Here is a 7,772-nt window from a genome sequence, read left to right on the forward strand (position 1 = left end):
GTCAGGCCGCGACGCGCTGGGGGATGTCGGCCGCGGCGACGCGGTCGAAGAACGCGGCGGAGCGCTCGATCAGGGTGCGGCGTTCCTTGTCGATCGTGATCATGTGGTAGCTGTCGTCCAGCAGCAGCAGCTCGACCGGCGCGCTGACCTCGCGCATCACCAGTTCGGCATTCTTGATGCTGGCCACGTCGTCCTCGCTGGCGTGCGCCACCAGGCAGGGCGCGGTGACCTGCGAGAGCTGACGGCGCACCGCGGCGGACAGTCCGTACATCTCGGCCAGCGAATACCAGGGATTGCCGGGCAGGCCGGCGGCGGCGCTGTCGCCGCCCAGCATCGCGGCGCTGACCTGCGCGCGCAGACGCTCGTCGCGGATGCCGTAGGGTGGTTGTTCCATGAAGCTGCGGTCGCGGCCGATGCCGAGCTTCTTCAGCAGCGGCAGCATGAAGGACATGCGCGCCATCCGCGGGATGCTCCAGCCATCGTAGCGGAAGGTGGCGCCGTACACGCCCACACCGGCGACCTGCTCGGGGCGGTCGGCGGCAAGCTTCAGCGAGAGCAGGGCGCCCATCGACAAGCCGCCCACGAACAGGTGGTCCACCTTCTCGCGCAGTGCGTCGGCGGCCTGTTCCACGCTGGCGTACCAGTCGCGCCAGCCGGTGGCGAGCAAGTCGTCGGCATTGCCGCAGTGGCCGGCCAGCTGCATGCCGTGCACGGTGTAGCCGGCCCGGTTCAGGCCCTTGCCGAGCAGCTTCATTTCCATCGGCGTGCCGGTGAGGCCGTGGATCAGCAGCACGCCGCTGCGGCCACCTTCGAAGAAGAAATCGGTTTGCTGGATCACGCGTGACACCCAAGACGAATCGAGCCGCTGGAGGCGGCTTTTCAGGTGTACAGCTTCGCAGTGGGCGGTTTCTTCAGTCTTTCGACTGGTGTGGCATTGGCCTGGTGTCTGCTTTTTTGCGAAGAGCTTTCGGGCGCCGGCAGGCGCACGAAACCGCATTGAAACTGGCGAAAGCACAGAAGCAAAAGCCCCTCTCCCCTAACCCCTCTCCCGCAAGCGGGCGAGGGGAGTCGGATCAAGGCTTGCCGTCGGGCAGGAACCGCACGATCACCCGCTGCCCGATGCGCAGCTGCTGCTCGGGCTGGTCGAAGGCCAGCACGCATTCCACCGTGCGCGCGTTGGCGCGGATCTGCGGATCGTTCTCCAGCGTGGCCGGGCCGTAGACCTGGCCCACGCGCAGCACGTGGGCGCTCCAGTGGCCGTTCTCGGCGTCGTCGTTGGCGACGACTTCGGCGCGCATGCCGGGCTTCACCGCGGTGACGAAGCTTTCGTTGAGTTCGGCGCGCACGATGCGCGGCTTGTTCGGCAGCAGGGTGAACAGCGGGCCGGCGCCGGGCGAGACGCTGGCGCCGGGCTGGGCCACCACGTGCACCACCAGCGCGTCGAACGGCGCGCGCAGGCTGCGCTGGGCCAGTTCGTACTTCGCTTCGGCCAGTTTCTGCGCGGCCATGTCCACCGCGGCCTGGTCGGCGTCGTGCTCGGCGCCGAGCTGGTTGCTGGCCTCGCGCGCGTCGTCCGCGCTCTGGCCGTCGCCCGCGCCGGCGGCGGCGGCGGCGGCGAGCCGGTCGGCACGCTGCTTCGCGGCAGCCTGCTTGATCGCCAGCAGCTTGAGCTGGGCCTGCGCCTGCTCCAGCTGCGCCTGGGCGGCGTCCATCGCGAGCTGGGCGGGGCGGGTGTCCAGCGCGGCCAGCAACTGGCCTTGCTTCACCTGTTCGCCCTCGTGCACGGCGACGGTGGCGAGCGTGCCTTCGCGCGGCATCGCCAGCGCGAGCAGGCCGCCCTCGATGTCGACGCGGCCGCGCGCCACCGCGGCGTAGCTGGGCGCGGCCGCCGTGGCGGTGGCCGGTTCCGCGTGCTTGGAGCAGGCGGCGAGCAGCAGGGTGGCGGCCAGCGCGAATCCGGTGGGCCGCAGCAGCGCCGCGAGGCGCGCGGACGAAGACGGGCGGGAGGCGGTCGGCTTCATGGCGGGGTTTCCTTGGTGGCGACGGCGTCGGGGCGCCGGTCGCTGAGAATGCGGCCGTCTTCCATCGCCAGTACCCGGTCGGCATGCGCGACCAGGCGCGGGTCGTGGCTCACGCACAGCACGGTGGTGCCGTGGGTGCGGGCGATGGTGTGCAGGATGTCGATGATGGTCTGGCCGTTGGCTGCGTCCAGCGCGCTGGTGGGCTCGTCGGCGAACAGCAGCTCCGGTTCCTTGGCCAGCGCGCGGGCGATCGCCACGCGCTGCTTCTCGCCGCCGGAGAGTTCCGAGGGGCGCAGCCTAATGCGGTGGGCCAGGCCCACTTCCTCCAGCGAGCGGCGCGCGCGTTCGCGCGCTTCCTGCTTCGACAAGCCCATGTGGTTGAGCGGCAATTCCACCTGTTCCAGTGCGGTGAGCGCGGGGAACAGGTTGAAACCCTGGAACACGAAGCCGGTGTGCTGCAGGCGGAAATGCTCCAGCGCACGCAGGTCGAGCTGGCCCAGTTCGCTGCCCAGTGCGTGCACGTGGCCGCTGTCCACCTTCTGCAGGCCGCTGAGGACCGCTAGCAAGGTGCTCTTGCCACAGCCGGAAGGGCCGGAGATCAGGGTGAGTTCGCCGGGATCGATGTCCAGCGACAGCTGGTCCAGCACCTGGGTGTGCTGGCGGCCGGAATCGAAGGCCTTGCACACGCGGTCGGCGCGCAGGATCGGGGCGCGCGGCGTCGTGGCAGTGGCGATGGCGTGCGGCATCCCGTTCACCTCAGCAAGGTGGCCGGATCGATGCGGCGCATGCTGCGCATCGCCGCCATGCCGGAGACCGCGGCCTGGCCCATCACCAACGCAATGCACGCGATCGCGGCCAGCGGGCCCAGCACCACCGGCACGTCCTGGCTGCGTGCGAGCAGCAGCACCACCACGCCCAGCACGGTGGCACCGATCAGGCCCAGCGCCCCCACCCAGAACGCCTGTTCCAGCACCACCTTGCGCAGTGCGCCTACGCCCACGCCCAGCGCGTTGAGCGTGGCGTACTCGCGCACCGAGCCTTGCACCGCGCCCACCAGGGTCTGGCTGGTGATCACCGCGCCGACCAGGAACACGATGCCGGCGAGGAACAGCACGCCGGCGCCGGCGCCGGTGTCGAACAGCCAGTACATCACGGAGATGTGGGCGAAGTTGGCGGCGCTCCATGTGGTGTAGGGGCCGAACTCGCTGCTGCCGCGCAGGCGAATGGCCACGGTGTCGGCCTGGGTCGGGTCGCGCAGCTTGGCGACGAGGTAGGTGGGGCCGTTGTCGGCGGCGTCGGTGTCCAGTTGGCGCGCGGTGTCCAGCGAGGCGATCACGTTGATGCCACCCAAGCCGCGCAGGCCGCTGCTGACGCCGACCACGCGCACGCGGTGGCCGTTGATGGTGGCGGTCTGGTCCAGCGCCACGCCCAGCTTGCCGAGGTCGGCGCGATCCACGATCACTGCATCCGGTTCGGCCAGCCGTGCGCGCAATGCGAGGGGCAGCACCCTGGAGAACATCAGGCCGTCGGCGGCGGGATCGATGCCGGAGACGAATACCGACACGCCGCCGGTCTCGCCCGTACCGCGCCAGTCGCCGTCGATCCATTCGTAAGGCTCGACCTGCGTCACCGCCGGATCCATCAGGATGCGCGATTCCACGTTGGCGTCGATCGATCGGCCCGAGCCCACGCTCTGCGTGCCGGGGAAACCGACCCACACGTCGGCGGACGAACCGGTGATGTAGACGCTGGTGGCGCCGAAGATGCCCAGCACCAGCGCAAGCTGCAGCAGCTGCAGCAAGCCGGCGAAGCCCACCGCGATCATGGCGGGCAGGAAGCGCCGCCATTCGTAGACCAGGGTCTTGCGCGCCAGGGCCACCATCAGGGCGAGGCCTCGGCGGACTTGCCGGACTTCGCACCGGGCGGCGCCTCGTCCGCCGGCAGCGGCGCGCCGCCCAGCGCCTTGTACAGCGCCACGTAGGCGAGGCTGCGGCTGGCGCGCGCATCGGCCAGTTCGATCGCGGCCTGGTCGGTGGCAAGCCGGCCGTCGGCCAACGCCAGCGGGCTGTCCAGCTTCAGCTTCACGCGGGTCTGCAGCGTGCCGTCCACACGCGCGAGCGCCTGCCAGGCGTCCTGGCTGTGCTGCTCGCGCTGCTGCTGCTGTTGCAGCGTGCCCAGCGCGGTTTCCACTTCCGCCACGCCCTGCAGCACGGCCTGCCGGTAGGCCAGCACGGCAGCCTTGAGTTCGTGCGACTTGGCGTGCTCGGCTGCCGCGCGCAGGCCCCAGTCGAACAGCGGCATGTCGAACAACGGGCCCACCGAGATCAGTCCGTTGTCCGAGGTGTGCTTGTGGTTGTTGTTGAGGTCGGTGGCCCAGATCATCGAGGCGCCGAGGCCGAGCTTGGGAAAACGGTCGGCATGGGCCAGGCCCAGCTCGCCGGCGGTACGCAGCACGTCGGCTTCGGCACGGGCGATCTCGGGGCGCGTGCGCAGCAAGTCGGCCGGCGTGCCGGGCAGGGCCCACGCGCCGAGTTGCGGCTGCGGGCCGGGCTGCAGCCAGGCCGGATCGGGATGGTTCTGGCCCAGCAGCACGGCCAGCCGCTGCGCCGCCGCGTTGATCGCCTGCCGCGGTGCGGCCAGGGCGGCCGCGGCCTGCGCCGCCGCCGCCTGCGCCTGGTCCACCGCGCCGGGCGGCGCAAGTTGCAGGCGCTGGCGCACGGTGAGCAGATCGAGCTGGCGGCCGCGCACCTCGTCGATCCGCAGCAGCAATTGCTCCTGCTGCTGGGCGGCGCGCAGTTCGATCCAGTTGCGCACCACCTCGGCCACCACCGACACGCGGGCCGCCTGCAGGTCGGCCGCACCGGCGTCCAGCGCGCCCTGCGCCTCGCGGCGGGTGCCCTGGGCGCGGCCGAACAGGCCGAGTTCCCAGGTGGCGTCGAAGCCGGACACCAGGTACGAGGCGCTGGCGTCCGGGTCGATCGTCTGTTCGGTACGGGCGCTCAGCGAGGGCAGGTAGTGCGCACCCTCGTGGCGCTGCAGGATGCGCGCGGCGCGCAGCCGTTCGACCGCCTGCGCCACGTCGAGGTTGCGCGCCAGGGCCTGGTCGACCAGTGCGTTCAGCGCCGGATCGTCGAACGCGCGCCACCAATCGCGCAGGTCGGCGCGTGCGGCCGACTGGGCTGCCAGCGCGTGCTGCCATTGCGCCGGGATCGGCGGGTCCAGCTTCGGCATCGCCACCGAGCAGCCGGCGAGCGCGATGGCGACGCCGAGCAGGGGCGCGCGCCAGTGGCGGCGCGGCACGATGGCGGCCTCAGCCATGCCGATCTCCGCGTGTTGCGGAGCCGGCACGAGGGGCGGCGTTTTCGATGAGGATCAGGGCCACGGTCAGGTCAGGGGAGCAATAGGAAGTGAAGGCGCGGGTAACGACCGTGCGAGTCCGCCCAAGGATACAGGCCGGGTGCAGGGCCTGTCAGCGCGACGTTGGTGTTCCGGGCGGCGGCGTTGCGCCGTCGCGGGCGCGCGGAGCGGGGAAACGCACCTCCACGCACAGGCCGTGTTCCTCGCCGAGCTGGTAGATCACCTCGGCGTGGTGGCGTTCGGCGATGCGCTGCACGATCGCCAGCCCCAGGCCGCTGCCTTCCTCGCTGGCGCCGGGCGCGCGGAAGAAACGCTCGCTGAGCCGCGGGAGCAGTTCGGGCGGCACGCCCGGGCCGTTGTCCTCGACCACGAGGTTGGCGCCGCCGTCGGGGCGCGCCTGCAGGCTCACGGTGACGGTACTGCCGCGGCCGGCGTAGCGGATGCTGTTGTCGATCAGGTTGTCCAGCAGGTCGTGCACGCTGGCAGCATGGCCGTCGATGCTTAGCGCCTGCTCAGGCCCCTGGTAGCCGAGGTCCACGCCGGCCGCCAGCGCCTCGTGCACGCGCTGCATCACCGCCTCGGGGATCAGCCGGGTGAGTTCCAGCGGCACCTGCTCGACCGTGTCGGTCGACGGGGCCTGCGCGCGGGTCAGCGACAGCAGCTGGGCGGTGGTGCGCGCGGCGCGTTGGGTCAGCCGGCGGATGTGAGTGAGCGCATCGTGCACGTTCACCGGGTCGGGGTCGGCCAGCGCGCGCTCCACGTGCAGGCTCAAGCCCGTCAGCGGCGTGCGCAGCTGGTGCGCGGCGTCGGCGATGAAGCGGTCGTGCAGCGCCAGCATGCCGCGCAGGCGGGCGAACAGCGCGTCGATGGTGCGGGTCAGCGGCAGGATTTCCTGCGGCACGTCCGGGCCGCCGATCGGGGTCAGCTCGTGGTTGCGCCGGGCCAGCCGCAGGGTCAGCGGATCGAGCACGCGCAGGCCGTGGGTGACCCCGAACCACACCAGCGACAGCACGCAGACGATCAGCAGCGCCTGGGTGAGGATCGCCAGCAGCAGGATGCTGCGTGCCTGCGCGTGGCGGTCGTGCAGGGTCTCGGCCACGGTGATGATCAGGATCTCGTCGGGATGGCTGCTCGATGCCGTGCTCAGCGTGACCGCGCGCAGCGGACGGTTGTCCATGCGGGTGTCGAACAGCTCCGGCGCCGCGCCCACCGCTGGTGCCTGCGCCGGCCGCGGCAGGTGGCCGTTGCCGGCGAGCAGGCCGTGCTTGCGGCTGACCACGCTGAAGTAGCTGTCGCCGTTGGGGTCGTACTGCAGCAGGAAACGCGCCTGCGGGGTCAGTTCGCCGCCCAGTTGCTCGTTGCCCATCATCTTGGCCAGCGTCAGCGCGTCGTTGCCGAGGTCGCGGTCGTGCACGTGATTGGCGTAGCTGAGCGCCACCCCATAGGTGAGCAGGATGTCCAGCACCAGCAGGATCGCCACCGGAATCAGCAGGAAGCCCAGCAGGCGGCGGCGCAGGCTGGGGCGGCGGGCAGGGGCGTGGTTCATGCGGGCTTGCCGTCCTCGGCGGCTTCTTCCAGCAGGTAGCCCAAGCCGCGGATCGTGCGCACGCCGGTGCCGCTGCCCTCCAGCTTGCGGCGCAGGCGGTGGATCGCGATGTCCAGGCCGTTGTCGGTGAGTTCCTCGTCCCAACTGCACAGCGCCTCGATCAGCTGGGCGCGACTGGTGACGCGGTCGGCGCGCAGCGCCAGCGCCTCCAGCAGGCCGAACTCGCGCGCGGTGAGTTCCAGCGGCTCGTCGTCCAGCCAGGCACGGTGGCCGGGCAGGTCCAGCCGCAGCCGGCCGAGTTTCAGCTCGGGCACGCCCTGGCTGCTGCTACGGCGCAGCAGGGCGCGCACCCGCGCCTCGAACTCGCTGAGCGCGAACGGCTTGACCAGATAGTCGTCGGCGCCGAGGTCGAGCACGCGGATGCGCTCGTCCAGCCCGTCGCGCGCGGTGACTACCAGCACCGGTACGCCGGCGCCGCGCGAGCGCAGCCGGCGCAGCACTTCGCTGCCGTCCAGCTGCGGCAAGCCCAGGTCCAGCACCAGCAGGTCGTAGTCGTGGTCGCGCAGCGCGGCGTCGGCCAGCTGGCCGCTGGCCACGTGGTCCACTGCGTGGCTGCCGTGGCGCAGCGACGCGCAGATGCCTTCGGCGATGGAGGGATCGTCTTCGGCCAGCAGGATGCGCATGCGGTTCGGGTCCCTTGGGGTATGGCTTGGGGGCGCACAGCTTGCCACGCGCCACCCGTCTGACAGCTTAGCGTCGATGGACCACCGCCGATGCTGCCGGGCATGACCTCTGGCCTATGACGGCAGGCCAAGGCTTGGCGCAGGCTGGCGGGACAACTCGTGGGG

7 protein-coding genes are annotated in these 7,772 nt (G+C 71.2%); all 7 read right to left on the bottom strand.

Annotated features, from left to right (window positions below; translation table 11 throughout):
* Position 1: 1 nt before the first annotated feature.
* A complete protein-coding gene (locus tag B0E52_RS06250; protein WP_077482667.1) occupies positions 2–838 on the bottom strand; it encodes an alpha/beta fold hydrolase in 837 nt (278 codons plus the stop codon).
* A gap of 235 nt (positions 839–1,073) precedes the next feature.
* On the bottom strand, positions 1,074–2,021 hold the full coding sequence (locus B0E52_RS06255) for an efflux RND transporter periplasmic adaptor subunit (RefSeq protein ID WP_077482670.1): 948 nt from the start codon (positions 2,019–2,021) through the stop codon (positions 1,074–1,076).
* Positions 2,018–2,767 carry an ABC transporter ATP-binding protein gene (locus B0E52_RS06260; protein ID WP_077482672.1) on the bottom strand — a complete coding sequence of 250 codons (750 nt, stop codon included), beginning with the start codon at positions 2,765–2,767 and terminating at the stop codon, positions 2,018–2,020. The genes B0E52_RS06255 and B0E52_RS06260 overlap by 4 nt, the downstream gene beginning before the upstream one ends.
* A 5-nt stretch (positions 2,768–2,772) precedes the next feature.
* Positions 2,773–3,903, bottom strand: coding sequence for an FtsX-like permease family protein (locus B0E52_RS06265; protein ID WP_077482674.1), 1,131 nt, complete (start codon positions 3,901–3,903; stop codon positions 2,773–2,775).
* Positions 3,903–5,339 carry an efflux transporter outer membrane subunit gene (locus B0E52_RS06270; RefSeq protein ID WP_077482715.1) on the bottom strand — a complete coding sequence of 479 codons (1,437 nt, stop codon included), beginning with the start codon at positions 5,337–5,339 and terminating at the stop codon, positions 3,903–3,905. The genes B0E52_RS06265 and B0E52_RS06270 overlap by 1 nt, the downstream gene beginning before the upstream one ends.
* Positions 5,340–5,490: 151 nt before the next feature.
* A complete protein-coding gene (locus tag B0E52_RS06275) occupies positions 5,491–6,924 on the bottom strand; it encodes a sensor histidine kinase (protein WP_077482676.1) in 1,434 nt (477 codons plus the stop codon).
* Positions 6,921–7,607: a response regulator gene (locus tag B0E52_RS06280; RefSeq protein WP_077482678.1), complete on the bottom strand. Its 687-nt coding sequence runs from the start codon at positions 7,605–7,607 to the stop codon at positions 6,921–6,923. Before B0E52_RS06280 ends, B0E52_RS06275 begins: the two co-directional genes overlap by 4 nt.
* Positions 7,608–7,772: the final 165 nt, after the last annotated feature.

Origin of the sequence: Rhodanobacter sp. C06 (genome assembly GCF_002001105.1) — a bacterium.
In the GTDB taxonomy this organism is placed as follows: domain Bacteria; phylum Pseudomonadota; class Gammaproteobacteria; order Xanthomonadales; family Rhodanobacteraceae; genus Rhodanobacter_A.